At 69.8% G+C, this 24,263-nt stretch carries 23 protein-coding genes and 3 pseudogenes; 9 read left to right on the top strand and 17 right to left on the bottom strand.

Annotated elements, in window-relative coordinates; translation table 11 throughout:
* Window positions 1-22 precede the first annotated feature (22 nt).
* The 8 genes and pseudogenes from J2X45_RS17880 to J2X45_RS17845 all read right to left on the bottom strand — a co-directional run bounded on the left by J2X45_RS17880 (window position 23) and on the right by J2X45_RS17845 (window position 4,733).
* The gene (locus tag J2X45_RS17880; RefSeq protein ID WP_310217532.1) at window positions 23-439 is read right to left on the bottom strand and encodes a phage major tail protein, TP901-1 family; all 417 of its coding nucleotides are present in this window, start codon (window positions 437-439) and stop codon (window positions 23-25) included.
* 15 nt (window positions 440-454) lie between these two features.
* Complete coding sequence (locus tag J2X45_RS17875; RefSeq protein ID WP_310217529.1) at window positions 455-853, bottom strand: DUF3168 domain-containing protein; 399 nt, start codon at window positions 851-853, stop codon at window positions 455-457.
* Window positions 850-1,119, bottom strand: coding sequence for a head-tail connector protein (locus tag J2X45_RS17870; protein WP_310217528.1), 270 nt, complete (start codon window positions 1,117-1,119; stop codon window positions 850-852). Before J2X45_RS17870 ends, J2X45_RS17875 begins: the two co-directional genes overlap by 4 nt.
* A gap of 144 nt (window positions 1,120-1,263) precedes the next feature.
* Window positions 1,264-2,487: a phage major capsid protein gene (locus tag J2X45_RS17865; protein ID WP_310217527.1), complete on the bottom strand. Its 1,224-nt coding sequence runs from the start codon at window positions 2,485-2,487 to the stop codon at window positions 1,264-1,266.
* A 143-nt stretch (window positions 2,488-2,630) separates the two neighbouring features.
* Complete coding sequence (locus tag J2X45_RS17860; RefSeq protein WP_310217525.1) at window positions 2,631-3,050, bottom strand: HK97 family phage prohead protease; 420 nt, start codon at window positions 3,048-3,050, stop codon at window positions 2,631-2,633.
* The gene (locus J2X45_RS17855) at window positions 3,040-3,291 is read right to left on the bottom strand and encodes a hypothetical protein (RefSeq protein ID WP_310217522.1); all 252 of its coding nucleotides are present in this window, start codon (window positions 3,289-3,291) and stop codon (window positions 3,040-3,042) included. The genes J2X45_RS17860 and J2X45_RS17855 overlap by 11 nt, the downstream gene beginning before the upstream one ends.
* Window positions 3,291-3,383, bottom strand: a pseudogene (locus J2X45_RS17850) (hypothetical protein); the annotation flags it as partial. The pseudogene J2X45_RS17850 and the gene J2X45_RS17855, both read right to left, overlap by 1 nt.
* Window positions 3,384-3,450: 67 nt before the next feature.
* A pseudogene (locus tag J2X45_RS17845) lies at window positions 3,451-4,733 on the bottom strand (phage portal protein).
* On the opposite strand from J2X45_RS17845, the gene J2X45_RS17840 reads away from it, so the two are divergent.
* Window positions 4,732-5,133, top strand: a complete 402-nt coding sequence (locus J2X45_RS17840; protein WP_310217520.1) for an endonuclease domain-containing protein — start codon at window positions 4,732-4,734, stop codon at window positions 5,131-5,133. The pseudogene J2X45_RS17845 and the gene J2X45_RS17840 overlap by 2 nt on opposite strands.
* A 12-nt stretch (window positions 5,134-5,145) precedes the next feature.
* On the opposite strand, the gene J2X45_RS17835 is transcribed toward J2X45_RS17840, so the two are convergent.
* Complete coding sequence (locus J2X45_RS17835) at window positions 5,146-6,849, bottom strand: DNA-packaging protein (protein WP_404980111.1); 1,704 nt, start codon at window positions 6,847-6,849, stop codon at window positions 5,146-5,148.
* Between the two features lie 150 nt (window positions 6,850-6,999).
* Here J2X45_RS17835 and J2X45_RS17825 point away from each other — a divergent pair, with 150 nt between their 5' ends.
* Window positions 7,000-8,583 carry an aldehyde dehydrogenase (NADP(+)) gene (locus tag J2X45_RS17825; protein WP_310217513.1) on the top strand — a complete coding sequence of 528 codons (1,584 nt, stop codon included), beginning with the start codon at window positions 7,000-7,002 and terminating at the stop codon, window positions 8,581-8,583.
* 137 nt (window positions 8,584-8,720) lie between these two features.
* Here the strand turns inward: J2X45_RS17825 and J2X45_RS17820 are convergent, their stop codons facing one another.
* From J2X45_RS17820 to rutR, 4 genes are all read right to left on the bottom strand, one after another.
* Complete coding sequence (locus J2X45_RS17820; RefSeq protein WP_310217512.1) at window positions 8,721-9,122, bottom strand: cytochrome c; 402 nt, start codon at window positions 9,120-9,122, stop codon at window positions 8,721-8,723.
* 14 nt (window positions 9,123-9,136) lie between these two features.
* A complete protein-coding gene (locus tag J2X45_RS17815; protein WP_310217730.1) occupies window positions 9,137-10,762 on the bottom strand; it encodes a flavin monoamine oxidase family protein in 1,626 nt (541 codons plus the stop codon).
* A 134-nt stretch (window positions 10,763-10,896) separates the two neighbouring features.
* The gene (locus J2X45_RS17810) at window positions 10,897-12,567 is read right to left on the bottom strand and encodes an ATP-binding protein (RefSeq protein WP_310217509.1); all 1,671 of its coding nucleotides are present in this window, start codon (window positions 12,565-12,567) and stop codon (window positions 10,897-10,899) included.
* 64 nt (window positions 12,568-12,631) lie between these two features.
* Window positions 12,632-13,396 carry an HTH-type transcriptional regulator RutR gene (gene rutR / locus J2X45_RS17805; RefSeq protein ID WP_310217505.1) on the bottom strand — a complete coding sequence of 255 codons (765 nt, stop codon included), beginning with the start codon at window positions 13,394-13,396 and terminating at the stop codon, window positions 12,632-12,634.
* A gap of 109 nt (window positions 13,397-13,505) precedes the next feature.
* On the opposite strand from rutR, the gene rutB reads away from it, so the two are divergent.
* The 4 genes from rutB to rutA all read left to right on the top strand — a co-directional run bounded on the left by rutB (window position 13,506) and on the right by rutA (window position 16,779).
* On the top strand, window positions 13,506-14,222 hold the full coding sequence (gene rutB / locus J2X45_RS17800) for a pyrimidine utilization protein B (protein WP_310217503.1): 717 nt from the start codon (window positions 13,506-13,508) through the stop codon (window positions 14,220-14,222).
* A gap of 148 nt (window positions 14,223-14,370) precedes the next feature.
* The gene (rutC, locus tag J2X45_RS17795) at window positions 14,371-14,760 is read left to right on the top strand and encodes a pyrimidine utilization protein C (RefSeq protein WP_310217501.1); all 390 of its coding nucleotides are present in this window, start codon (window positions 14,371-14,373) and stop codon (window positions 14,758-14,760) included.
* Window positions 14,761-14,765: 5 nt separating this feature from the next.
* Entirely contained in the window at window positions 14,766-15,566 is an 801-nt protein-coding gene (rutD, locus tag J2X45_RS17790) for a pyrimidine utilization protein D (RefSeq protein ID WP_310217499.1), read from the top strand.
* Window positions 15,567-15,717: 151 nt separating this feature from the next.
* Window positions 15,718-16,779 carry a pyrimidine utilization protein A gene (gene rutA / locus J2X45_RS17785; RefSeq protein WP_310217497.1) on the top strand — a complete coding sequence of 354 codons (1,062 nt, stop codon included), beginning with the start codon at window positions 15,718-15,720 and terminating at the stop codon, window positions 16,777-16,779.
* A gap of 121 nt (window positions 16,780-16,900) precedes the next feature.
* Here the strand turns inward: rutA and J2X45_RS17780 are convergent, their stop codons facing one another.
* On the bottom strand, window positions 16,901-17,404 hold the full coding sequence (locus J2X45_RS17780; RefSeq protein ID WP_310217493.1) for an FKBP-type peptidyl-prolyl cis-trans isomerase: 504 nt from the start codon (window positions 17,402-17,404) through the stop codon (window positions 16,901-16,903).
* 45 nt (window positions 17,405-17,449) lie between these two features.
* Here J2X45_RS17780 and J2X45_RS17775 point away from each other — a divergent pair.
* Window positions 17,450-17,600: pseudogene (locus tag J2X45_RS17775) on the top strand (hypothetical protein); the annotation flags it as partial.
* A gap of 7 nt (window positions 17,601-17,607) precedes the next feature.
* On the opposite strand, the gene J2X45_RS17770 reads toward J2X45_RS17775, so the two are convergent.
* Window positions 17,608-18,264: a response regulator transcription factor gene (locus J2X45_RS17770; RefSeq protein ID WP_310217490.1), complete on the bottom strand. Its 657-nt coding sequence runs from the start codon at window positions 18,262-18,264 to the stop codon at window positions 17,608-17,610.
* Complete coding sequence (locus tag J2X45_RS17765; RefSeq protein ID WP_310217488.1) at window positions 18,261-20,420, bottom strand: ATP-binding protein; 2,160 nt, start codon at window positions 20,418-20,420, stop codon at window positions 18,261-18,263. Before J2X45_RS17765 ends, J2X45_RS17770 begins: the two co-directional genes overlap by 4 nt.
* Before the next feature lie 293 nt (window positions 20,421-20,713).
* Between J2X45_RS17765 and J2X45_RS17760 the strand changes: the two genes are divergently transcribed.
* Entirely contained in the window at window positions 20,714-22,294 is a 1,581-nt protein-coding gene (locus tag J2X45_RS17760; protein ID WP_404980110.1) for a DUF5597 domain-containing protein, read from the top strand.
* Window positions 22,291-22,467: a hypothetical protein gene (locus tag J2X45_RS17755; RefSeq protein ID WP_404980109.1), complete on the top strand. Its 177-nt coding sequence runs from the start codon at window positions 22,291-22,293 to the stop codon at window positions 22,465-22,467. Before J2X45_RS17760 ends, J2X45_RS17755 begins: the two co-directional genes overlap by 4 nt.
* A gap of 7 nt (window positions 22,468-22,474) precedes the next feature.
* Here the strand turns inward: J2X45_RS17755 and J2X45_RS17750 are convergent, their stop codons facing one another.
* Window positions 22,475-24,160, bottom strand: coding sequence for a glycoside hydrolase family 43 protein (locus J2X45_RS17750; RefSeq protein WP_310217485.1), 1,686 nt, complete (start codon window positions 24,158-24,160; stop codon window positions 22,475-22,477).
* Window positions 24,161-24,263: the final 103 nt, after the last annotated feature.

Raw genomic sequence — 24,263 nt, 5'->3', positions numbered from 1 at the left:
ATTTTGCTTGGGCGCTTATTGATCAGATCGCCGTAAAGCTGACCGCCCCGGCGCTGGCCAGGCTGAGGGCGAAGACGGCCTCGCCGTCGTGCTCGCCGGCGTATTCCAGGGCCGCGACGATGAAGGCGCCTTCCAGCTGGCCGAAATCCGGGATGATCAGCCGCCAGACGCGGGCCGACTGGTCGAAGAAGCTGGTGCGCACCTGGGCGTCGGAGGCCGCGTCGCGGAACACGCCCGAGCCCGAGACGGCCACCGACTTGACCCCCGCCCCGGCCAGGAGCTCGCGCCAGCGGCCGGCGCTGTCGCTGTCGGTGATGTCCAGGGTCCTGGCGTTGAGGCTGAGCGTGCGGGTCCGCAGGCCCGCGACGGTGTGGAAGGTGGGCGTCGGCGCGCCGTCGCTGATCTTCAGCAGCATGTCCTTGCCGGCTTGAGCGGCCATGGGAGGCTCCTTGGGCTAGAGGGCCTCGGTCACCGCCCGCACGCGGACGATCCCGAGGGTGGTTTCGCGATCAGCGCCGGCGAAGACGTCGGCATAGGGCACGCGCAGGTTCACAAGCCGCCGGCCGCTCAAGGTCGGCCGGGCGTCATGCAGGACCGCACGGACGGCGGCGACCAGGGCGCGGGCCTCTTCGGGACCGCCGAAGCGGCTGGCGCAGGTCAGGGTCAAGAGATGCTCGATCCCCTCCCCGCCGACGCCGCCGACCGCCCGCCCCTCGGCGCGGGTGACGACGATGCAAGGGTAGGTCGGCAGGCGGGGGCTGGCCCCATAGATCCGCTGGCCGGCGATGGCGGTGACGGCGGGCGCGGCCTTCAGCGTCGCGACCAGGGCGTCGATCAGGGGCTTGTCGGTCACAGCCGGGCCTTTCGGTAAGGCGTCAGCCACGGCTCGACGAGGGCCAGTGCCGGCTCTCCGGCGTCGCGATGCTCGTAGGCGTGGGCGGCCAGGATCAGCACCGACAGGCGCAGCGGGGCTGGGCTGGCGGCCGTAAGGGCGACGCCGGCGGCGCTGGCCACCCGCGCCTCGGCCGCGTCGATCAGCAGGGTCAGCAGCGCGTCTTCCGAAGCGTCGGACACGCGCAGGAACGCCCTGGCCTCGGCCAGGGTGAGGGCTTGGGGCATGGGGGATGTCCGCTTTCCTTCTCCCCTTGCGGGAGAAGGTGTCGTCGTTAGACGACGGATGAGGGGTCACGCGGACGGATCAGGAGAACCCCCTCATCCGTCCGCTTCGCGGCCACCTTCTCCCGCAAGGGGAGAAGGGAAACCCTAGCTCGCCGCGAACTTCAGCAGCTTCACCGCATCGAAGTTCTGCACGCCGCCGCCGACGCGCTTGGTGGTGTAGAACAGCACGTGCGGCTTGGCCGAGTACGGGTCGCGCAGCACGCGGACACCGGCGCGGTCGACGATCAGATAGCCCTTCTCGAAGTCGCCGAACGCCACGGCCATGGCGTTGGCCGCCACGTCGGGCATGGCCTCGATCTCGGTGACCGGGAAGCCTAGCAGGGACGCCGACTGGCCCGGCTGCAGGGCCGCGTTCCAGATGTAGTTGCCCTGCGCGTCCTTGAACTTGCGCACCGCGCTGACCGTGCGGCGGTTCATCACGAAGCGGCCGTTCTGGCGGTACTGCGTCCGGGCCGCATAGATCAGGTCGATCAGCTTGTCGGTCGGATTGGAGGCCGGCCAGCCGCCCGCCACGCCGGTGGCCAGATAGCCGACCTGGCCCCAGGTGTAGCTGGCGTCCGGCGCGGCGGTGTAGGCCAGGAGGCCCTTGGGCTTGTTGACCCCGTCGCCGGTCACGAAGGCCGTGGTCTCCTGGGCGGCGAAGGCGTCCTGCACCTCCTCGGCCAGCCACTCGTCGATGCTGACATAGGCGTCGTCCAGCAGGGCCTGGGTGGCGGCCGGACTGGCGTAGAGCTCGCCGGCCGGGAAGTCGATGACGTCCAGGGTCGGCGCCGTGGTCTCGGGCCGCGCGGCGGTCTCGGCCACCCAGGCGGCGGCCAGGCCCGTGGGAGAGACTGGCTTGCGGAAGGTCCCCGCGCCGATGGTGCGGACCTGGCAGATCTCGCGCATCGGCGAGGTGGCCGCCAGGCGACGCAGGATCAGCCGCTCCAGCTCCGGCGGGGCGACATAGCCGCCGGCGGTGGCCACCCCTTCGGACAGGCCCTTGGCCTCGAGCAGGGCGGCGGGCGTCTCGCCGGTCTTCACATAGCGATCGAAGGCGGCCTTGCGCTCATCGACGCCGGCGACCGGCGCCTCGCCGCCCAGGGCGGGCCTTCGCAGGTCGGCCATGATGCGGTCCAGGCGCTCCTGGGCGCGGGAGACGGCCTCGTCGATGCGGCCGACCTTCTCTTCCAGCAGCACATCGGCCCGCTTGGTCTCGATCGCCGCCAGCCGCGCGTCATTGGCGGCCTTGAAGCTCTCGAACGCGGTCAGGACGTCAGCCAGCGCCGCGCGGGCCTCGGGCGAGGCCGCGTGTTTGGTTTCCTTCATGGGGTTCTCCGGGTTGGGAACAGATGCTCCCCCGCGATGCGGGGGAGCTGTCGCGGAGCGACTGAGGGGGCGAACTGGACATTGGCGGGGCTCGCCCCCTCCGGCCCTCTGGGCCACCTCCCCCGCAGTGCGGGGGAGGATCTTCACGCCACCCTCAGCCGCGCCCAACTCAGGCGGGCTTGGGGCAGCATCGGGAACGTCACGATCGACACCTCCCACAGCTCCACGCGGCTGAGCACGCGCAGGGGGCCCTGCGTGCGCGCCTTCACCTGGCGAAAGCCGATGGACAGGCCGTCCAGCGCCCCGGCCTCGACCAGGGCGGCGACCAACTGGCCTCGCGGGGTGGTCCGCAGGATGCGCCCCCGCACGAACAGCCCCTTGGCGTCCTCGAACACCTGGTCCCAGACGCCGATCGGCTCGGCCTCGTCGTGCTGGTGCAGCATCTTCACGGGGCTTCCGGCCGTCAGGCTCTGCGCGAAGGCGCCGGCGGCGGTGACGTCGTCATTGAGGTCGCGGGTCCAGAACAGGGACGCGTAGCCTTCGATCTTGAGGTCATCGCTCATGGCCGCGCTCCAGACGGGCCTCGATGCGAACGAGGCTCTGGCGGGCGGCCTCGGCCTGGGTCTCCAGGCGCGCCAGGCGCTCGGCGACCGGGGCCTGGGCCTCGAGCCGGCGCTGCATCTCGTCGATCCGCGCGGCGGCCTTGCCGGCCCAGAGCAGCGCCGCGGCCGCCTGCAGGAACACGGTGACCAGCACGGCGGCCGACACCTGGCGGTCCAGCCGCCAGCGGGTGGGTTGGGTCATGGGGTTCTCCAAATCCTCCCCCCAGCGGGGGAGGTGTCCGCGAAGCGGACGGAGGGGGAAGAAGCCGGACATCCCGCACTCCCCCCTCCGGCCGGAGTTCACCCTCGGGCGCGCGCGCCGCGCGACCCGTGGGGCCGCCTCCCCCACGGGGGGAGGATTTTACTGCTCCAACCCAGCCAGCCGCCGCCGCTCGGCGTCGGTGAGGAAGCTCGCCGCCTGCAGGCGGCTCCACAGGGCGTCGCGCTCGGCCGCCAGGGCGGGAACCGCGTCGAGGTCGGGGACGATGGTCGCGCCCGGGAACTTCGCCGCCAGCCAGCCGGTGAGCGCCCGCGCCGCCCGCTGGGCCAGGGGAACCACCGTGCCGCGCCAGAAGGCGGCGTTGGCCTCGCGATAGTTGGCGTAGGTGTTGTCGCCGGGAATGCCCAAGAGCTGCGGCGGCACCCCGAACGCCAGGGCGATCTCGCGGGCGGCGGCGTGCTTGCCCTCGGTGAAGTCCATCTCGGCGGGTGACAGCGACATGGCCCGCCAGTCGAGGCCGCCTTCCAGGAGCAGCGGCCGGCCGGCATTGGCGGTCCCTGAGTGGACGCTGGCCAACTCGGTCTTGAGCCGGTCGAACTGCTCGTCGGTCAGACGGTCGCCGGCGTCCTTGCTCGAATAGACCAGCGCCCCAGAGGGCCTCGCCGAATTGTCCAACAGCGCCTTGTTCCAGGCGCTGGAGGCGTTGTGCACGTCGATCGCGAACGCCGCCGCCTCGAGCGGCGAGAAGCCGTAGTGATCGTGCGTCGGGTTGAACAGCTTCAGGTGCAGCACCGGCAGCCAGCCGTCGCCGTCGCGCCCGATCCGCACCGTGCGCCCGGCGGCCTGGTAGTCATAGGCCAGCGGCCAGCCGCGGGGCCCCGGAACCAGCGTCATCCGGTCGGGGCGCAGGGCGTAGAGCTCACTGGGCTTTGCGTCGCCGGCCGCCTCCAGATAGGCGTTGCCGGCCACCTGCAGGTTGCCGAAGAACGCCTCCATGAGGTCCGGCCCGCCCTGCTCGGGATTGGGCCGGTCGAGCAGGCGTTTGAGCGGATGATCGTCGGCGCGGCGCCCCTCGACGAACACCGCGAGCGGCGTCGCGGCCGCGGCCTCAGCGATCATCCGCACGCAGCGATAAGCCACCGGGTTCTTGGCGAACCCCTCGGACGCGAGAGCGCCGTAGTCACGCGGCGTCCACTGCGGCCGCCCGCCGGTGGTCAGCGCGATCAGCCGCGCGGCGCGGGAATCCTTGCGCTCAGGCGGGCGCGGTTTGGAGAAGAGCATGGCGGTGCGCTCCGGGAGGTGGAGTTGAGAACGAATAGGGAACAATGTAGGGTGGTGGATGGAGGCGCTTTGAAAGATCCTCCCCCGCGTCGCGGGGGAGGTGTCGCGGAGCGACGGAGGGGGCGAGCACAGGAAAAGCCAATGAGACCTCCCCTTGCGCAGCGTCTGACTGCGCAGCGCTTCCGGAGAGAATTGACGCTTCCCGAAGGCTTGCTTTGGCGAGAGCTGAAGGGCCGCAAACTCGCGGGCCTACACTTCCGCCGACAGCATCCCGTTGGACCTTACATTCTTGATTTTTACTGCGAAGAACTGCGCCTCGCTTTCGAGGTCGATGGCGAGGCGCATTGCTTTGATGATCGCCCACGCAGGGACGCAGAGCGTGACGCGTGGCTGGAAGATCGCGGGATCTCCACCCTCCGCATTCCAGCACGCGACATCCTCGCCTCCCCCAAGTCCGCAATCGAGCGCATACTGGAGATCGTCAGCGCTCGCCCCCTCCGGCCCTCTGGGCCACCTCCCCCGCATCGCGGGGGAGGATCTTGATGATCGCCGCCCTCACAGCGTCCTAAGCCTCGGCCGCCGCTCCGCCCCCAGCATCAGCTCACTCACCGCCCAGACCAGCGCATCGGCGCGGTCGGGGCTGTGTTCCAGGTCGCCGGAGCCAAGCGCCATCAGCTCCTCCTCCAACGCCGCGAACGCCCCGCAGTGCAGGACGCGGCCCTGTTCGTACAGGGCCGCCACCGGCTCGGCCCGCGCGCGTTTGCCCACCGAGGCCCGCACCAGTTTCACCCGGCAGGGCGGGTCGGCCTGGGCCAGGACCGAGCGGACCATGTCGCCGCCCTGGTTGGCCTCGGCCACGAGGGCGTCGGCGGTCCAGGTGCGGGCGGCCTTCACCGCCCTCCCCGCCCAGCCGGCGGGCGAGAGGCCCCGCGCGGTCTCGTCGGCCAGCACGAAGGCGCGGTCGTCGCGGCGGCCCACGACCACGATGCCGCAGGCGTCGCCCGTGGCGGTGGCGGGCGGGTCGACGGCCACGACCACGCGGTCCAGGCGCGCCGGGCGCGCGGCCCGGCATCGCGCCAGGTCCTCGGCGCGGAAGAGGCCGCCGTCGGTCTCGACCACGACGCCGTCCAGCTCCTGGGCCGCCAGCCGGGTGCCGCCGTAGAGGCTCTCCAGCGTCCGCAGGAAGGTGGGCGCCAGGTTGCCGGCGTTGGCGTGGGTTCCGGCGCGGGTCAGGGCGACGCCGGGCTCGGCCATCAGGGTCTTGAGCGCCCGATGCGGCTTGGGCGTGGTGGTCACCACCAGACGCGGATCCTCGCCCAGCCGCAGGCCAAAGCGCAGCATGGCCAGGGTTTCGCCGGGCTTGGGCCAGGCGCAGAACTCATCGGCCCAGGCGGCGTGGAACTGCGGCCCGCGCAGGGACTCCGGATCCTCGGCCGAGAAGGCGTAGGCGACCGCGCCGTTGGGCCAGACCAGGCGCCGGCGCGAGGCTTCCCAGCGGGGGCGGAACACGGGTCCGCCCATGGCCTTGAGGCCAGACACGCCCTCGATCATCACTTCGCGGACGTCGTGCAGAGTGGGACCGATCAGCGCCTGGCTCGGATAGGCCATGGCGTTCCAAGTGATCCAGCGCGCCCCGGCGAAGGTCTTGCCCGCGCCTCGCCCGCCCAGCATCAGCCAAGTGGACCAGGGCTGGAAGGGCGGGGCGACCTGGTGCCTGAGCGCCTCCGCCAGGGCCGCGCTAAGGAGGCGCTGTTGATCCTCCTTCTCCAAGGTCGCCACCACCGTCGCCAGCGCCCTCATCATCTCTGCGTTTGAGTTCGAGCAGCTCAGCAAAGCGAGTAAAGCGGGCGACAAGAGCGGCCTGAAGTTCTTCGGGGTCGTCGGGTATGCCGTCATGCATGGAAGCCTCGTCGTCATCGGCCGCCTCGTCGGCGCCGGGTTTGGCTTTGGACTCAGGGACCATCGTGGCCACCGCCTTGGTCGATCGCGCGAAGACGCCGCAGGCGCGGGCGTCCTTCTCGATCTGGGCGCGTTCGGCGGGGTCGGTGGAGATTTCGAAGGCGGCGATGAGCGAGTCCATCTTCGCCTGGAGGCGGGTCTGCAGCGTCGCGCTCCAGTCCCGGACCTCGTCGCTTCTTCCGGCCATGACACAAAGATACGGCGCCAGCGGGCGCGGATGATTGGCGGGCGCGTAAAAGTGACAAGTCCCTGAATTTGCGCGCTTTCGTCTCGGCTATTCAGAGCATTCAGACGCGCCAATCCCCGTGCGGGGGCCGCCGACGGCGTCGGCTCACCACAAAAACCCGCCCTGCGGGGGTCATCGATTGGCTATCCTGGCCCCTGCGCGCATGGACATGTCATGTTAGCGCTCCCATATAGCGGCTCCACACCCTAACCAGCAGGACGACCATGGCGCATTTGACGGGCGAGCTTCTGATCGGCGGCGAGCGTCGCTTCGGAACCCACGGCGAGATCAAGGGCGTCAATCCGGCTACCGGCGAGACCCTGGAGCCGGCGTTCGGCGGCGCGACCAAGGCCGATGTCGAGGCCGCCTGCGCCCTGGCCGCGCAGGCGTTCGGACCCTACCGGTCCCTGCCCTACGAGACCCGCGCCCGGTTCCTGGAGTCGATCGCCGAGCACATCGAGGCCATCGGCGACGAGCTGATCGTCCGCACCATGGCCGAGACCGGCCTGCCGCGTCCGCGCCTGGAGGGCGAGCGGGGCCGCACCGTCGGCCAGCTGCGCCTGTTCGCCAGCGTGCTGCGCGACGGCGGCTTCCTCGAAGCGCGGATCGATCCCGCCCTGCCCGAGCGCAAGCCCCTGCCGCGCCCTGACCTTCGCCTGCGCAACGTGCCGCTGGGCCCGGTGGCGGTGTTCGGGGCGTCGAACTTCCCGCTGGCCTTCTCGGTGGCCGGGGGCGACACGGCCTCGGCCCTGGCGGCCGGCTGCCCGGTGATCGTCAAGGCCCACCCCGCCCATCCCGGCGCCTCGGAGCTGGTCGGCCGCGCCATCCAGGCCGCCGTCGCCGCCTGCGGCTTGCACCCGGGCGTGTTCTCGATGATGCACGACAGCGGCTATGAGGTCAGCCAGGCCCTGGTCGCCGACGCGAGGATCAAGGCCGCCGGCTTCACCGGCTCGCGCCGCGGGGGCCTCGCTTTGCTGGCCATCGCCCAGGGCCGCCCCGAGCCGATCCCGTTCTACGCCGAGATGAGCAGCATCAATCCGGTGATCCTGCTGCCCGCCGCCCTGAAGGCCCGGGCCGACAAGATCGCGCCGGACTTCGTGGCCGCCCTGACCCTGGGGGCTGGCCAGTTCTGCACCAATCCCGGCCTGATCCTGGCCATCGACGGCCCCGAGCTGGACGCCTTCGTCGCGGCCGCCGGGAAGGCGGTCGAGGCGGCTCCGGCCTCGGTCATGCTGACGCCCGGCATCTGCCAGGCCTTCGCCCACGGGGTCGCGGCCCTGACCGACGCCAAGGAAGTGACCACCGTCGCGCGCGGCCAGACCGGCCCCGAGCACAGCCACACCGGGCAGGCGGCGCTGTTCAGCGTCAAGGCCGGCGACTTCCTGGCCAATCCGCACCTGCACGAGGAAGTGTTCGGCGCGGCCTCGCTGGTGGTGGGCTGCGCGGACCAGGCCGAGCTTGAGGCGGTCATCGCCGCGCTGGAGGGCCAGCTGACCATCGCCATCCACCTGGACGAGGCCGACCATGGGATCGCCGCCGCCCTCTTGCCCGCGCTGGAGCTGAAGGCCGGCCGCATCCTGGTCAACGGTTTCGGCACCGGCGTCGAGGTGGCCCACGCCATGGTCCACGGCGGCCCGTTCCCCTCGACCAGCGACGGCCGCACGACCTCGGTGGGCACGCTGGCGATTGCGCGGTTCCTGCGTCCGGTCAGCTACCAGAACCTGCCCGAAGCCCTGCTACCGGCGGAGCTGAAGACCGAGAACCCGCTGGGCGTGGTGCGGCGGGTCGATGGGGTGGTGAAGGTTTAGGAAATCCTCCCCCCAGCGGGGGAGGTGTCGACCCGAAGGGGCGACGGAGGGGGAAGCGGCAAGCTCAGCAGCACTTCCCCCTCCGGTCGCTGCGCGACCACCTCCCCCGCTAGGGGGAGGATTTGTTTCAGCCCCCCTCAGTGCCCCCCAGCGCTCGGCGGCTTGGCGAACTTGGCCACATCCGCCTCCGTCACCGGCTTGGCGTAGTTGTTGCCGAAGTGGGTGCGGACATAGGTCACCGCCTCGGCCATCTGGGCGTTGCTGAGCGTGCCGGCGAAGCCGGGCATGGCCCCCTGCCCGCGCGCCACGACCATGATCGGATAGGCCGCCCCGGCCAGCTTGGGGTTTGAGGCGAGGCCCGGAATGGTCCCCGCCCCGACCGCGCCCTTGGCGTCGGCCATGTGGCAGGCCTGGCAGACCGCGCCATAGACCTGCTCGCCGGTGACCGGCTTTTCGACCCGCACCACGCCGCCGGCCGAATCTTGTGCGAAGGCAGGGGCGGCCATCAGGGTCGCCGTCAGCAGAAGAAGCTTACGCATGTCAGGGCTCCCGATCAGGCGCTCAGGGCGCGTTTGTGCAGGCGGGTGATGGCGTCCAGGGACGACAGCAGCGCCCCTTCCATCCAGCAGCCGACGTAGGACGCGTGCTCGCCGGCCAGGACGATCCGGCGGTCCATGGCCACCAGGGTCTGGTAGTGCTCTTTGCGCGTCTCCTCGTTCCAGCGGGCGCAGCAGCCCAGCGTCCAGGGCACGCGGCTCCAGGCCACAGAGGCGCCGGTGCGGAACTCCTTGCGGTAGCTCGCAGGATGGATCACCGAGCCCTGCGCCAGGGCCACCTCGATCCGCTGCTCGGGCGTCATGCCGGCCAGGCGGAAGGCGCCGAGGTCGCGGGCGAAGGCCCCCAGCAGCACGGCCGGACCGTCCTGGAACATGTTGTTGTTGGGATAGGAGATCAGGCCGATCTCTTGGTCGGTGAAGCTGTGACCGCCGTAGATGAAGTCGTCCTCCTCCCAGAAGCGGCGGTTCATCTCCAGGCCCATCTTGACCTGGCCCGAATAGGGCACGGCCTTGATGGCGGCCATCATCTCGTCGGTCACAGCCAGGTCCATCTGACCGAGGATCCCGAGCGGAATCGTACAGACGCACCAGTCGCCCTTGGCCTCTGTGACCTTGCCCGTGACGGTGTCGGCGTAGGTGACGACCACGCCCTTGTCGTCCTGGGCGATCTTGCTGACCTTGGCGTTGTAGGTGATCAGGCCCTCAACCTGCTGGGCGAAGGCCTTGCCGATCATGTCCATGCCGCCCACCGGCTGGAACATGGTGGTCTGCATCTCGTGGTTCATGAAGAAGCCCATCGAGGTCCAGACCTGCGGGTCCAGCACGTCGTGCAGGCTGTAGAGGTCGTCCGACGGGATCGGCGCGCCGTCCACCCCGCCGCCGCCGGGCCGCTTGAAGCCCCGGTGCGAGGAGGCCCGCAGCGAGGCGAGGTACTTGTAGTCCTTGTCCAGCATGCCCCAGCCCTTGAGGGCTTCGAGCAGGCGGTCGCGGTCTTCCGGGGTGACCGCGTCGTCCAGAGCCTTGGCGTTGACCGACTTGGCCAGCAGCTCGGCGATATTGCCCTCGAAGTCGGCGGCGGCGGCGTTGAAGCGCACCGGCTTGCCGCCGAACGCCTGCGACGAGTGGACCCAGCCCGAATGATTGAACTGGATGAACGGCTCCAGGGCCACGCCGAACTGCTTGCAGTAGTGCAGCAGGGTCCGGTGGTGGTGGGGAATACGCCAGGGACCGGGATTGAAGTAGTTGCCGGCGGCGTAGCCAACCTTCTGGGTCGCGCCGCCCAGCTCGGTGTAGGTGTCGCCGCCACGGAGGGACCAGTTGCGGCCGCCGGCCCGGTTCTGGAACTCCAGGATGGTGACCTTGTAGCCGGCCTTGCGCAGTTCATAGGCCGCCAGCAGGCCCGCCAGGCCCGCGCCCAGCACGATGACGCTGGCGCCCGGCCGCGCGCCCTGCAGGTTGGGCGGGCCGGGAAAACGCGTCTCGGCCGCGTGGCCCAGAGAGGTCATGGCCTGATAGAGGGCCGCCGTGCCGCCGCCCTTGGCGATGGCGGAAAGAAGCTGACGCCGGGTCGGCGTGCGAGCGCCCGATTGCATGAAACTTGATCCCCACGAACCGCCGTACAGGCGGTGCGGACTCAGGGGCGCATGGGCGGGCCGACGGGCGCGAGTCCCGGCGCGGCGCTATGGCGGAGCTTTGCGACAACGCGCCGAATTATCGGCGCCCGGAGCGTCCGGTTGCGCGCGAAGCAGGCGCCGGCCTAGCCCACGACACGCAGGGCGGGCTTGTCCCCGGCGGCCTGATTCAGGGGGACGGTGAAGCAGAAGCACGAGCCCTCTCCAAGCGTCGAATGCACGCCGATCGTCCCGCTCATCAGCTCGACCAGCTCCCGACAGATGGCCAGGCCCAGGCCGGCCCCCTCATGCGAACGGGTCAGCGAGGAGTCGACCTGGGAGAAGGTCTTGAAGAGGTTCGGCAAGTGCTCGGGGGCGATGCCGACGCCGGTGTCCTCAACCTCGAACCGCAGACCGCCCTTGCCGGCGCGCCGCACCCGGACGGTGACCGAACCCTCCTCGGTGAACTTGACCGCATTGGCCACCAGATTGCCCAGCACCTGGCGCAGCCGCACCGGATCGCCCGTCCAGCGCCCGCGTAGCGCCGGATCGAGATCGACCGTCAGCTGCAGCCCCTTGGCGGCGGCTGCGCCCGAGAACGCAGCGCAGGACGCGTCGACCAGCGCGGCGAGGTCGAACATCTCCGACCTCAGGCGCACGCCGCCGTGCTCCAGCCGCGCGATGTCGAGGATGTCGTTCAGCAGGGCCAGCAGCGCCCGGCCGGATTCCTCGAGGATCCGCAGACGCTTGGCCTGCGGCTCGGAAAGGGTGTCGGCGGCCATCACCTGGGCCATGCCCAGCACGCCGTTCAGGGGCGTGCGGACCTCGTGGCTCATATTGGCCAGGAAGCGCGTCTTGGCGGCGTCGGCGGCCTCGGCGGCCTCCTTGGCGGCGATCAGGGCCAGACGCGCGGCCTCCATCTTGGCCAGCGCCTCGGCGACCCGCTGCATCAGCACGGCCCCGGCGACAGCCAGCACGATAAAGCCGATGATGATCCAGGGCGCGATGCTGCGGATCAGCGACAGGCCCGGGTTTTGCGGCGACCAGGCCAGGGCGCCGATCGACGCGCCCTGCATGTCCATCAGGCGCGTGCTGGGGCCACGCTTGGGGGGCTGGTCCAGCAGCGCCAAACCCTTGAGTCCCAAGTCCGCCGCCAGTTGTTGGATGAACGCGGCGTTCAATTGGCGCGCGGAGACGACGACGACGGGCGTTCCGGCGTAACGGGCCGCAACCCCGGCGGTTTCGGGGGTCACCGACGCCAGGGCCACGAGGTAGGTCGCGCCATCGATGCGAAGCAGGCCCGTGCGCGTCACTTCGCCCGCCGTGCTCAGCCGGCCTGCGCGCCGGGCCCAGCGCGCCTTGCCCGTGATGTCGGCCACATAGCGGGCGACGGCGTCGGGAAATCCGTTGAGCGCGCCGGGATCGGACCGCACGCCGTTCTTCGCCGCGTACACGACCTGCGTTTCGCGCATCACGAAGGTCAGGTCGTGTCCAAACTGGTCGTGGTAGTAGCTGCCGAAGTTGGTGTCGGCCCATTCGGCGTCGATGGTCGCGCCCATGGCCTCATAGGCCGCGTCCCAGACGGTGGCCGAGGTCAGCTCGCGCTCCATCCGGTCCAGGGTGCGCGAGATGGTGCGGCTGGCCAGGGCTGCGTCGTCGGCGGCGTCGGTGCGGTCGACCTGCCGCGCGGCCTGCAGCATCAGGGCCAGGGCGCCCAGCACCGAGACCAGCACGAGCACGGCGGCCGCGCTGACGATCCCAAAGATCAGCCGGTTCGGCCGCGCCTCCAGCGCCGTCGTTAGAAGTCCCCGCCCCATGGGTTTCACCCTGCGCTCTTTGAGCGCGCGCCGACACGTGACGCGTGGACGCAGGCGCGCATCGTCACGGCAGGGCGCCGCGCAGCACCAGCGCGGTGACGGCGTCTCGGGTCTCTTCCATGAAGGCCCGATCGGTCAGGGTCTTGCCGGTCAGAGCCCGGACCTGCACGGCGAAGTCGGCGTAGTGCTGGGTCAGGGCCCAGACCGCAAAGATCAGATGCGGCGGATCGACCGCCGCCAGCTTGCCCGCCGCGACCCAGGCGCCGACCACCGCGCACTTGGCGTCGAACACAGCCTTCAGGGGTCCGGCCAGCACCGGCTTGAGCAGGGGCGCGCCCCGCAGCATCTCCAGGGCGAACAGGCGCGAGACCTCGGGATGGTCGCGGCTCATCTCCAGCTTGGCGGCGATCAACGCGCCGATGGCCTCGGCCGGATCGTCGGCCTCGGTGAAGCGGCCCAGCGGCGAGAGCCACAGCGCCAGCCCCTGCTCCAGCACCGCCAGGTAGAGGGCGTCCTTGGACGGGTAGTAGTACAGCAGGTTGGGCTTGGAGACCCCCGCCGCCTGGGCGATGGCCTCGACGCTGGCGCCGTCGGGTCCGAGGCGCGCGAAGACGGCCAGAGCGGCCTTGAGGATCGCGGCGCGGCGCGCCTCGCCGGCCCGTTCTCGCCGCCCCGGCGGACGGGCGCCTTCGGCCGCTGCCGCATCCCCGGCTTCGCCCACGCTTTGGGCGGCCTTGACCAGCTTGCGGGCGCCCGTGCCCCGCTTGGCGGCCGGACGCGCGGCGCCCCCGCGCAGCGGCTTGACGGTCTTGGCGATCGGGTCGGCCATGAGCCCTCAAATCTGGACCATTTGGTCAAACTTGGACCGAACGGTTCGGATTGCAACGTTACGCGAGATGGTATTCCATGCCTCTTAGAAATCACAAGGCGCCGTGACGATGAGTTCTCCGATCACCCCGCTGTCGCCCAACGCCGTCATGCTGCCGGCGCGGCCCGAGCCCCTGCCGGTGGACCCGAAGACCACCGCGGTGATCGTCATCGACATGCAGAACGCCTACGCCTCGCCCGGCGGCTATCTGGACCTGGCCGGCTTCGACATCTCGGGCGCGGCCAAGGTGATCCACGAGATCAAGGGCGTGCTGGAGGTGGCCCGCAGCGCCGGGATGACGGTGATCTACTTCCAGAACGGCTGGGACGACCAGTATGTGGAAGCCGGCGGCCCCGGCTCGCCCAACTGGTGGAAATCGAACGCCCTCAAGACCATGCGCGCCCGGCCCGAGCTGCAGGGCAAGCTCTTGGCGCGGGGCCAGTGGGACTATGAGCTGGTCGATGAGCTGACGCCCCAGCCGGGCGACATCCGCCTGCACAAGACCCGCTATTCGGGCTTCTTCAACAGCCAGCTGGACAGCGTGCTGCGGGCGCGCGGGATCCGGCATCTGGTCTTCACCGGCATCGCCACCAACGTCTGCGTGGAGTCGACCCTGCGCGACGGCTTCATGCTGGAATATTTCGGAACCGTGCTGGAGGACGCCACCCACCAGGCGGGCCCCGACTTCGTCCAGAAGGCCGCCATGTTCAACATCGAGACCTTCTTCGGCTGGGTGTCGACGACGGCGGACTTCAAGGGGACGTTCGGCCAGCTGGCGCCGCCATGAGCCTCCGTGCGTCCTTCGAGGCTCGCCTTCGGCTCGCACCTCAGGATGAGGAAGCATGAGCAAGCCGTACTGAACACCTCATCCTGAGGCGCCCGCTCCTGAGCGGGCCTCGAAGGACGCAGGGCCTAAACCAGAAAGGGAAGCCCCCATGCCCAAGACCGTCATCACCCCGCCCGGGACCCAGACGCCCATCGCCCCCTTCTCGCCCGGCACGATGGCCGACGGGGTCGTCTATGTCAGCGGCACCCTGGCCTTCGACAAGGACAACAACGTCGCCTTCCCCGGCGACGCCGAGGCCCAGACCCGCCAGGTGCTGGAGACCATCAAGTCGGTGATCGAGACCGCCGGCGGCACGATGGAGGACGTGACCATGAACCACATCTTCCTGACCGACTGGGTCCACTACGCGCCGATGAACAAGGTCTACGCCGAGTACTTCCCCGGCGACAAACCGGCCCGCTACTGCATCCAGTGCGGCCTGGTGAAGCCCGGCTTCGTGGTCGAGATCGCGTCCGTGGCGCACATCGGCAAGAAGTAGCCCGCATGACCAGCGGAACGGTCGACGGCCTGCACTACGAGCTCCACGGCGGACCAATCGCCGGCCGCGAGGTCGTGCTGCTGTCGTCAGGCCTGGGCGGCTCGGGGGCGTTCTGGGCGCCGCAGATGCAGGCCCTCACCGCACGCTGGCCGGTGGTCACCTACGACCATCGCGGCACGGGGCGTAGCGTCCGCGAACTGCCGCCGCACTACACGCTCGCCCACATGGCCGAGGACATGGTCAAGGTCATGGACGCCCTGGGCCTGGCCAAGGCCCACGTGGTCGGCCACGCGGCCGGCGGCAACGCCGGGCTGCAACTGGCGCTGGACCATCCCGACCGCCTCGCCAAGCTGGTGGTGGTCAACGGCTGGAGCCGGCCCGATCCGCACATCAAGCGCTGCTTCGACACCCGCATCCATCTGCTGAACGACACGGGCCCGGAGGCCTACGTCCACGCCCAGCCGATCTTCCTCTATCCGGCCGACTGGATCTCGCGGAACCACACCCGGCTGATGGCCGAGGAGGCCCACCATGTGGCTGGTTTCCCGCCGCGCGAGGTGATGCTGGCGCGGATCAACGCCCTCCTAGCCTTCGACATCGACGAGCGGCTGGACGAGATCACCCATCGAGTGCTGATCAGCGCCAGCGCCGACGACATGCTGGTGCCGATGCTCTGCTCCCAGCGCCTGGCCGGCCGCCTGCCCAACGCCGACTTCCAGCAGGTCGCCTGGGGCGGGCACGGCTTCACCGTCACCGATCCCGAGACCTTCAACGAGGGTCTGGTGACGTTCCTGGAGGGGACGTGATTTCCGTTCCTCCCCCGCGATGCGGGGGAGGTGGCCCAAAGGGCCGGAGGGGGCCAGCGCGGCGAACGTCCAGAACGCCCCCTCAGTCGCTCCGCGACAGCTCCCCCGTGACACGGGGGAGCAACTCAATTTCCTAGAAGGTCAACACTCCATGCAGGTCGGCGTCTTCATTCCCATCGGCAACAACGGCTGGCTCATCTCCGAGACCTCGCCGCAGTACATGCCCAGCTTCGAGCTCAACAAGGAGATCACCCAGAAGGCCGAGACGTACGGCTTCGACTTCGCGCTCTCGATGATCAAGCTGCGCGGGTTCGGCGGCAAGACCCAGTTCTGGGAGCACAATCTGGAGAGCTTCACCCTGATGGCGGGCCTGGCCGCAGTGACCAGCAAGATCAAGATCTTCGCCACCGTCGCCACCCTGACCATCCCGCCGGCGATCGTGGCGCGCATGGCCTCGACCATCGACTCGATCGCGCCGGGCCGCTTTGGCGTGAACCTGGTCACCGGCTGGCAGAAGGCCGAGTATTCGCAGATGGGCCTGTGGCCCGGCGAGGCGCACTACACCGACCGCTACAACTACCTGGCCGAATACACGACCGTGCTGAAGGACCTGCTCGAGACCGGCGTCTCGGACTTCAAGGGCAAGTACTTCACGATGGACGACTGCCGGGTCAGCCCGCACCCGAAGGAGACCAAGCTGATCTGCGCCGGCTCGTCCGACGAGGGCCTGGCCTTTACGGCGCAGTACGCTGATTACAGCTTCGCCCTGGGCAAGGGCACCAACACCCCGACCGCCTTCGCCTCGGTGAACCACCGCCTGGAGGCCGCCGCCGCCAAGACCGGCCGCGACGTCAAGTCCTTCATTCTCTTCATGATCATCGCCGACGAGACCGACGAGAAGGCGATGGCCAAGTGGCAGAAGTACCGCGACGGCGCGGACCAGGAGGCTCTGGCCTGGCTGACGCAGCAGGCCGCCCCCAACGCCAAGGCCGGCGCGACCACCAACACCCAGCAGCTGGCCGCCCCGGAGTCGGCGGTGAACCTTAACATGGGCACGCTGGTGGGCAGCTATGAGAGCATCGCCCGCATGATGGACGAGATCGCCGAGGTCCCCGGCACGGCCGGCGTGCTGCTGACCTTCGACGACTTCGTGCAAGGGGTCGAGGACTTCGGGACCAAGATCCAGCCGCTGATGAAGAGCCGGAAGGCTTAGAGAAAATCCTCCCCCTAGCGGGGGAGGTGTCGGCGAAGCCGACGGAGGGGGAAGTCCTGAGGCCTTGTCGCTTCCCCCTCCGGCCTTCGGCCGCCTCCCCCGCTGGGGGGAGGATTTGAGATCAATCCACCGACAGCATCCCCTCCAGCTTCAGCCGGAAAATCAGCGTGCTGTCGGGCGGGATTTCGCCCAGATCGCGCGAGCCATAGCCCAGTTCCGGCGGGATGAAGAGCGTCCACTCGTCGCCGACCTTCATCAGCGGCAGGGCCTCCAGCCAGCCCTGGATCAGGCCGTCGGCGGGCATGATCGCGGCCTTTCCGCGCGCAAAGCTTGAGTCGAACACCTGCCCGTTCAGCAGCTTGCCCTCGTAATTGACCTTGATGATGTCGCCCAGCTTCGGCGAGGGACCGTCCTTGGGGCCCGAGGCGATCACCTTGTACTGCAGGCCCGACGGCAGGGTCACGACGCCCGGCGCCTTGGCGTTGTTGGCCAGGAACGCCTTGCCGGCGGTCGCGGCGGCCGAGGGGCCGGCGTTCAGCTGCGGCGGGGCGGACGGCTTGACCTGCGCATGGGCGGCGCCGGCGGCGAGGGCGGCCGTAAGGGCCAGGGAAGCAAGAAGGCGCATGGGGTCTTTCGAGGTTCGATTCCGGTGTCGGCACCGTAGCGATCCTTGACCCGAACTTCGCGGCGAAAATTTGCGCGCCCTGCTCAATCCTCCCCCCAGCGGGGGAGGTGGCCGAAGGCCGGAGGGGGAGGTGCTTACTGAGCCCGCCTCTTCCCCCTCCGTCGTCCCTGCGGTCCGACACCTCCCCCGCTGGGGGAGGATTTTCAGACCAACCCCCGCCGCTGCGCCTCCAGGGCCGCTTCGGCGCGCGAGCAGATGTTGAGCTTGCGGTAGATGGCCTTCACATAGCCGGCCACCGTCAGCTCGGTGACGCCCATCACCTTGGCCGCCTCGCCCGAGCGCAGGCCCCGGCCGATCAGCCGCAACACCTCGGTTTCGCGCGGGGTCAGGGCCGCCTCGGGTTCGACCTCGGCGACGGGCGCGGGGCGGGCGCGGAAATAGTCGAGCATGCGGCGCGCCACGGCCGGCGACAGCGGCGTCTCGCCCGCCTCCAGTCGGCGCAGATAACGCACGAGATCCTCGCGGCCCATGTCCTTCAGGAGATAGCCGCCCGCCCCCGCCGCGATGGCGTCGAACAGGTGGGCGTCGTCGGCGTAGATCGTCACCACCACCGAGCGGGTCGCGCCGCCCGAGCGTTCGGCGAGATCGCGCAGGAAGTCGACGCCGCGCCCGTCCGGCAGCGCCAGGTCCACCAGGGCCAGGTCCGGCGGGCCGCCGCCGTCGAGGAACGAGCGCGCCTCGGCCAGATCCCCCGCGCCCCTCGCGACCACGCCCGGAAAGGCCTCAGAGAGGGCCGCCAGCAGGTGCTCGCGGGTCTCGGCCTGGTCTTCCAGGACAAGCGCGGTTTCAGGAGAACTCATGCGACGGCGCTCACCTCAAGCGGGGCGGAAAGACGGATGGTCAGGCCCTGGTCGACCGGCGGGATCTCGACCTCGCCACCGATCTCGCCCAGGCGACGCTCCAGGTTGGCAAGACCGCTGCGGCGGCCGCCGGGCGTGTCTGGCAGACCCACGCCGTCGTCGGCGATCGTGACGGACAGGCGCCCGTCGCGCTCCTGCACCTCGACGCTGATCCTCGCCGCGCCGGCGTGGCGGATGGCGTTGGAGATCACCTCGCGCACGGCCGAGGTCAGGTTCTTGTAGACGCGGTAGGGCGCGGTGCGATCGGGGTCGGCCAGCTCCACCGGCGGCCAGTCCAGGGCGATGCCCGCCGCCTCCAGGCGCTCGGCGGTCTCGTGGCGCAGGTCGGCCAGCACCGCCTCCAGCGGCAGGTCGCGCCCCGACAGGCCCGAGACGATCGAGCGCAGGTCGCCGATGGCGCCGCGCATGGCCTCGCGGGTCTGGGAAAGGTCATGGCGGTGCAGGCCAGACAGCAACCGCGCGCCGACGTCGTCGTGCAGGTCGCGAGCGATGCGCAGGCGCTCCTCGACCACGCCGCGGGCGTAGGCGTCGCGGCCCTGCTCAATCTGGGCCAGCAAACCCACCAGCTGATCCGCCAGCTGCGCCTGGGCCGTGCCGAACAGGCCCCGCCCCCGGAAAGGAAAGCGCAGGTCCAGCGCGCTCGATCCGGCCGCGGCGGGCAAGCCGAGGCCCACGCCTTCCTCCAGGATCTCGGCCCGCGCCCGCACCGCCGGGCCGGGCGCGATCTCGAGCGGCTCATAGACCTTGGCCAACAGGTCGCGCCAGGCCCTGGCCCGGGCCTCGACGTCATGGACAAGGGCGACCTGGGCGACGGCGGCAAACATCTCGTGCTCCTTCAGCGTCCGCCGGCCGATGGTCAGCCGCCACAGCAGGTCGCGGAACGGCAGATAGGCGAAGGCCACGACCAGCAGCGACAGGCCCAGCGCCGTGCTGGGCGCCGCGCCGAGGGCCGTGATCAGCAGGCCGTCCAGCGCCAGCAGGGCCGCGCCGGCGCTGATGTAGAACAGGATCCGGAACGCCCACTGGTCCAGCTCGAACAGCCGGTAGCGACGCAGGCCCACGGCCATGCCGACATAGATGACGACGAAGAAGCCCAGCGAAAAGCGGCTGTCCAGGAACGGCTCGCGCCCCAGGGCGATCGGCAGGGCCACATTGCCGATGAAGGCGCCGGCCCCCAGGATCACCGACAGGCCAAGCCATCGGGCGGCGGCCATGGCGGCGGGGTTCTTGCGGCTGGCCAAGGCCTGGACGCCGATGGCGACGATGATCAGGGCCATCTCGATCGTGGTCGCTGACTGGCCCGTGCTCTCCAGCGGGGGGTTGCCGGGCAGGAGCGGCGTTGCAGCCCAGGTTAGGACGCAAAGCGGGACCAGCCAGGCCACGGGAAGTCGCGTGACCCTCGTCGGATAGACCAGGAAGAAAGCGATCATCGCCCCGCCATAGGCCACCGCACCGGTCATGTTCAGCCAGTGCGCGCCCGTCGCCATCGCCCCGTCGGCGACCAGCTCTACGCTGGCGTTGACCGCCCAGCCGAAGGTGAAGGCCAGCATCGACAGACCGGTCAGGGCGAAGAGCTGAGTGGCCAGGTCCCGCGGCCGCAGCGCCCACACCCATCCGACGATCAGGGTGGCGATCAGGCCAAAGGCAAGGTTGGCCCAGAACTCCGCGCCCAGGCGGCTGAGCGGCCGCACGCGGTCGTCCAGGGTCACCGCGCGCTGAACCCCGTCGGCGCCCGCCAGGCGCAGCGTCAGCGGCCGCGTCGAGAGGGTCTCGGCGAAGGCGGCCTGCCGACGGGTCATATCCCGGTGAGCGCGCTCGGTCGGGGCCTGTTCGAAGGCGCCCGTGTCGCCGGCCCGCAGCGGCGGCGCCGTCAGGTCGGCCCCGACGCCCGCCAGCCGGTCGCCAACCCTGGCCCCGGCCCGCGCCAGCGGACCATCCGGGACAAGCTCGGCGATGACGACCGCGCCGTCCGGCCGCGCCTGGAAACTCGCGCCCAGCCAGGGCGGACTGATCGCCATCCACACGCCGGCCAGCGCCGTCGCCACGCACAGCAGCACGACGCCAAGCAACAGGGTGGTGGGAGACGAGACGCGCATACGATCCAAAGCTTGGGGCAGGACAAGCTTTGCGGCAACTCTCATGGAACGCCGTTAGCCGCACACCCCCCAGGATTGGGGGTTGCGCGGGGCGCGCTGCGTCCTTCGAGGCTCGCCTGCGGCTCGCACTTCAGGATGAGGAAACTCGGTCGCTGAACCCCTCATCCTGAGGTGCGCGCACCTGAGCGCGCCTCGAAGGACGCAAGGGGCGCACCGATACCGCTACCATTTTTCGCCGACCCACCATTTTCCGGATTGATCTTACAAGTGCGCAGCCCTCATCTGACCTTGTCATGCGTTGCCTCGCCTCCCCCCTCGCCGCCCTGCTTCTGGGCCTCGCCGCCGCCGCGTCCGCTCACGCCGAGCCCGCCCCCCGGATCGCCAAGATCGACGGCGTCCATCGCCTGCTGGTCAACAACAAGCCCTACCTGATCCTGGGCGGCGAGCTGGGCAATTCCTCGAGCTCGGACCTGAAGGACCTGTCGGGCCACTGGGCGGTGATGAAGGCCGCCAACCTCAACACCGTGCTGGCCCCGGTCGCCTGGGAACAGATCGAGCCGGTCGAGGGCCAGTTCGACTTCACGGTGCTGGACGGCATGATCCAGCAGGCCCGCGCCCACGACATGCGGCTGGTTCTGCTGTGGTTCGGGGCCTGGAAGAACAGCATGTCGACCTACGCCCCGGCCTGGGTGAAGCGCGATCCGGCCCGCTTCCCCTACGCCCGCACGGGAGAGGGCAAGGCGGTGGAGATCCTCAGCGCCTCCTATCCGGCCACCCGCGACGCCGACGCCAAGGCCTTCGCCGCGATGATGGCGCACCTGAAGGCGGTGGACGGCCAGCAGCGCACCGTCCTGATGGTCCAGGTCGAGAACGAGATCGGCATGCTGCCGGAGGCGCGCGACCGCACCAAGGCCGCCGACGCGGACTTTAACAAGCCCGTGCCGGCCGCCGCCCTCAAGGCGCTGGGCGTCCAAAAGACCGGGACCTGGGAAGAGGTGTTCGGCGCCTCGGCCGCGACCGACGAGCTGTGGCAGGCCTGGACCTTCGGCCGTTTTGTCGAGGCGCTGACGGCGGCCGGCAAGAAGGCCTACGACCTGCCGATGTACGTCAACGCGGCCCTGCCGCGTCCGGGCGCGGTTCCGGGCGGCTATCCCAGCGCTGGTCCCCTGCCCCACCTGATCGACCTGTGGCGCGCGGCCGCGCCGTCCTTGGACATGCTGTCGCCGGACATCTACTACCCCAACTTCACCGCGTGGATGCCGCCGTACGACCGGCCCGACCAGCCGCTGTTCATCCCCGAGGCCGACCAGGCCGGCAAGCCGCCCGCTCCGGCCAACGCCTTCTGGGCCATCGGCGAGCATGACGCGATCGGCTTCTCGCCCTTCTCGATCGAGAACCTGCCGCCCGAGGGCGTGAAGACTCTGGGCGCGGCCTATCGCCTGCTGGAGCAGCTGACGCCCCTGATCACCACCCACGACGGCGGCAAGACCATGCGCGGCTTTCGCGCGCCTGTGGCCTATGACGGGACGGTGGACCTGACGCCGCGCAGGGCCAGCTTCGGCCCCTGGGACTTCACGGTGACCGTGGTCGATCCCTGGACGCCCAAGGACAGCCAGGACTATGCCAGCCATGGCGGTTTGGTTATCCATACGGGTCCGGACGAATTCATCGTCGCCGGCCGGGGCATCACCCTGACCGTCGCCACCAAGGACGGCTCGGTGGGCCTGGAGACGGTGCGCGAGCTGCGCTTCGAGAACGGCCAGTGGGTCGACGGCCGCTGGCTGAACGGCGACCAGACCCACCAGGGCCGGCACATCCGCCTGCCGCCCACCGAGTTCGGGGCGCAGCGGGTGAAGCTCTATCGATATCGGTGAGGGCGAGAAGTTTCGCAGGCGAAACCGGCTCCCTCTCCCACAGGGAGAGGGTTGGGGAGAGGGGTTACCGCGCCAGACGGAGCGCCGGCACGCCGTCAAACCTCATAACCCCTCTCCCTCCCACCGCTTCGCGGCGGGCCCCGGCCTCTCCCTTTGGGAGAGGGAACCTATAGCCCCCCCTTACTCCTCCACCCCGTGGGCGTAGACGCCCAGCATGGTCCCCACGAAACCGCCGGCCACCTTGGTGCTGAGGGTCGTCGCGTCAGCGCCCGCCTTCAGCGTCTCCCACTGGCCCGGCTTGGCGGCGTAGGCGAAGTCCATGGTCCCGCCGCGCACGGCGATCTTCAGGTCCAGGCCCTGGCCCGGCTTTAAGGTCACCGGCGCCTGCGCCACCACGACGCCATCGACCGGATCGTCCTTGCCCGTGCGCTTCTCGACGCGGACGACGGTCTGGCCGCCGGCGCGGGCCAGGCCCACGAACCAGTAGAAATCGTCGCTCTGCACGGCCACCAGACCCGCTTTGTCGCCGTCGGCCTTGGGGTCGAAGCGGACGGTGGTGCTGGCGCTGGCGTTCATGTGCTGCTGGCGGCGGGCCCAGATCGACGGCTGCTCGTGGCCGCCCAGCCTGTCCTTGCGGGCTTCCAGGCTCAGCGCCCCGTCCTTGACGCTCCACCAGCGCGAGGTGGGGATGCGCATGGTCATCCAGTTCTTGGGCAGTTCGGGACCAGAGAACGTCTCGGCCGCCCTGAACGGGCCCGCGGTCGGGGTCGTCTTCAGCGCCGGCAGCTTGGGCGCGTCGGCGACATAGGGGATGGTCTTGCCGTTCACCAGGATCACAGGCCAGCCGTCCTTCCACTCGACCGGCAGCAGGAAGGTCTCGCGGCCGGTGTTGTAGAGGTCATCGCCATAGGGGCGCACGGCCAGGAAGGTGGCCCACCACTTGCCGTCGGGCGTGTCGACGATGTCGGCGTGGCCCGCCGAGGTGATCGGCAGCGCCCGGTCGCGCGGCAGGTCGCGCTGGGTCAGGATCGGATTATCCGCATACGGAACATAAGGCCCAGTGACCGACTTTGACCGCAGCACCACCTGGCTGTGGCCCTCCGCCGTGCCGCCCTCGGCGGCGGTCAGATAGTACCAGCCGTCCTTCTTCAGGATGTGCGGCCCCTCGGGCCAGATCGGCTTGGCGGCGGGGTTCACGCCCTTGTCCAGCAGCACCTTGGCCGGGCCGATGGTCTTCTGGGTCTTTTGGTCATACTCGCGGATCCAGATGGCGCGGTGGCCCGAATACTCGGCCGGACCGGGCGGCTCGTCATTGTTGAGGATCCAGGCGCGGCCGTCATCGTCGAAGAAGATCGACGAGTCGATGCCGCCGACGTCGGGCAGCCAGACCGGATCCGACCACGGCCCCTTCGGATCCTTGGCGGTGATCAGGTAGTTGCCGCCGCAGTCGACGCAGGTGTTGAGGATGTAGAACGTGCCCTGATGCTCCTGGATCGCCGGAGCGAACACCGCGCGCGACAGGCCCAGGCGCTTGAAGTCCAGCATGCCGGGACGGTCGATGGCGTTGCCGATCTGCTCCCAATGGACAAGGTCAGTGGAGTGGAAGATCGGCAGCCCCGGGAACCAGGCGAAGGTCGAGTTGACCAGATAGAAGTCCTTGCCCGCCCGCGTCACGCTGGGATCGGGATAGAAGCCCTGGACGACCGGGTTGCGGTACTGGCCGGGGCCGGCCTTCACGACATCCGACGGGTCGGAGCCCTCATAGACGAAGTTGCTGAACTGGGCGGTTCGCGGCGCGGCCTGGGCTGTGAGCGGCGCCAGCGCGGGGGTGGCCAGCAGGGTCAAGATCATTGCCGTTCGGATCATCTGCTTTACTCCTCCCGACCTTCCCGGCGAATGCCGGGACCCAGATGCATCCCGGGTGTAGGCCGTCCTTGAACTGCGTGAGCTTTACGATCTGGGCCCCGGC

It is taken from the genome of Caulobacter sp. BE264 (assembly GCF_031457805.1).
In the GTDB taxonomy this organism is placed as follows: Bacteria; Pseudomonadota; Alphaproteobacteria; order Caulobacterales; family Caulobacteraceae; genus Caulobacter.
The sequence above is the reverse complement of the archived record's forward strand: the minus strand, read 5'-3'. Positions and strand labels throughout refer to the sequence as shown.

What these genes read in the sequence shown, in the direction of transcription:
- J2X45_RS17880 (WP_310217532.1), bottom strand. Translation starts at nt 439, where the DNA reads ATGGCCGCTCAAGCCGGCAAGGACATGCTGCTGAAGATCAGCGACGGC.
- J2X45_RS17870 (WP_310217528.1), bottom strand. Translation starts at nt 1,119, where the DNA reads ATGCCCCAAGCCCTCACCCTGGCCGAGGCCAGGGCGTTCCTGCGCGTG.
- J2X45_RS17865 (WP_310217527.1), bottom strand. Translation starts at nt 2,487, where the DNA reads ATGAAGGAAACCAAACACGCGGCCTCGCCCGAGGCCCGCGCGGCGCTG.
- J2X45_RS17860 (WP_310217525.1), bottom strand. Translation starts at nt 3,050, where the DNA reads ATGAGCGATGACCTCAAGATCGAAGGCTACGCGTCCCTGTTCTGGACC.
- J2X45_RS17855 (WP_310217522.1), bottom strand. Translation starts at nt 3,291, where the DNA reads ATGACCCAACCCACCCGCTGGCGGCTGGACCGCCAGGTGTCGGCCGCC.
- J2X45_RS17840 (WP_310217520.1), top strand. Translation starts at nt 4,732, where the DNA reads ATGAGACCTCCCCTTGCGCAGCGTCTGACTGCGCAGCGCTTCCGGAGA.
- J2X45_RS17825 (WP_310217513.1), top strand. Translation starts at nt 7,000, where the DNA reads ATGGCGCATTTGACGGGCGAGCTTCTGATCGGCGGCGAGCGTCGCTTC.
- J2X45_RS17820 (WP_310217512.1), bottom strand. Translation starts at nt 9,122, where the DNA reads ATGCGTAAGCTTCTTCTGCTGACGGCGACCCTGATGGCCGCCCCTGCC.
- J2X45_RS17810 (WP_310217509.1), bottom strand. Translation starts at nt 12,567, where the DNA reads ATGGGGCGGGGACTTCTAACGACGGCGCTGGAGGCGCGGCCGAACCGG.
- rutR (WP_310217505.1), bottom strand. Translation starts at nt 13,396, where the DNA reads ATGGCCGACCCGATCGCCAAGACCGTCAAGCCGCTGCGCGGGGGCGCC.
- rutB (WP_310217503.1), top strand. Translation starts at nt 13,506, where the DNA reads ATGAGTTCTCCGATCACCCCGCTGTCGCCCAACGCCGTCATGCTGCCG.
- rutC (WP_310217501.1), top strand. Translation starts at nt 14,371, where the DNA reads ATGCCCAAGACCGTCATCACCCCGCCCGGGACCCAGACGCCCATCGCC.
- rutD (WP_310217499.1), top strand. Translation starts at nt 14,766, where the DNA reads ATGACCAGCGGAACGGTCGACGGCCTGCACTACGAGCTCCACGGCGGA.
- rutA (WP_310217497.1), top strand. Translation starts at nt 15,718, where the DNA reads ATGCAGGTCGGCGTCTTCATTCCCATCGGCAACAACGGCTGGCTCATC.
- J2X45_RS17780 (WP_310217493.1), bottom strand. Translation starts at nt 17,404, where the DNA reads ATGCGCCTTCTTGCTTCCCTGGCCCTTACGGCCGCCCTCGCCGCCGGC.
- J2X45_RS17770 (WP_310217490.1), bottom strand. Translation starts at nt 18,264, where the DNA reads ATGAGTTCTCCTGAAACCGCGCTTGTCCTGGAAGACCAGGCCGAGACC.
- J2X45_RS17765 (WP_310217488.1), bottom strand. Translation starts at nt 20,420, where the DNA reads ATGCGCGTCTCGTCTCCCACCACCCTGTTGCTTGGCGTCGTGCTGCTG.
- J2X45_RS17760 (WP_404980110.1), top strand. Translation starts at nt 20,714, where the DNA reads ATGCGTTGCCTCGCCTCCCCCCTCGCCGCCCTGCTTCTGGGCCTCGCC.
- J2X45_RS17750 (WP_310217485.1), bottom strand. Translation starts at nt 24,160, where the DNA reads ATGATCCGAACGGCAATGATCTTGACCCTGCTGGCCACCCCCGCGCTG.